The sequence below is a fragment of the Corallococcus sicarius genome (assembly GCF_003611735.1).
GTDB lineage: Bacteria > Myxococcota > Myxococcia > Myxococcales > Myxococcaceae > Corallococcus > Corallococcus sicarius.
Map to the genome: position 1 here is coordinate 1 of NZ_RAWG01000749.1, position 438 is coordinate 438.

The following is a 438-nucleotide window of genomic DNA, read 5'->3' on the forward strand; positions in this document are numbered from 1 at the left end:
GCCCTGGGCCGATGCGCCCGGGCGCCGTCAGCAACGCGGCCAGGCGCCGCCGCTCGCCTGATCCACGGCCCGACGTGACCGCCTGCGCGGTCGCGCCTGCACGCCGCTGCCTGCTTCATCCCTGCCGCCCCTGACCGGCCCTTCCGTGCCTGCCGCGCCCTTCGCGCACGGCACCGCGCCACCCTGCATCCTTCGAGGTAACTGCCATGGCCCAGCGCCATCGTGTCCGTTCGTCCCTGTCCCGTACCCTGCTGACCAGCGCCGTGCTGGCGGCTTTCGCCAGCCCCGCCTTCGCCCACGGTGACGCCGCAGGCGCGCCGCAGACGCTGGACAAGGTGGTGGTCACCGCCGCCGGCTTCGAGCAGAAGGTGATCGATGCCCCGGCCAGCATCAGCGTGGTCAGCCGCGAGGAACTGAGCAAGCGCCCGTACACCAGCC

1 protein-coding gene is annotated in these 438 nt (G+C 73.3%); it reads left to right on the forward strand.

What is annotated here, in order from left to right:
* Positions 1–206: 206 nt before the first annotated feature.
* A partial coding sequence (locus D7X12_RS41975; protein ID WP_208719653.1) for a hypothetical protein occupies positions 207–438 on the forward strand: 232 nt, incomplete at its 3' end.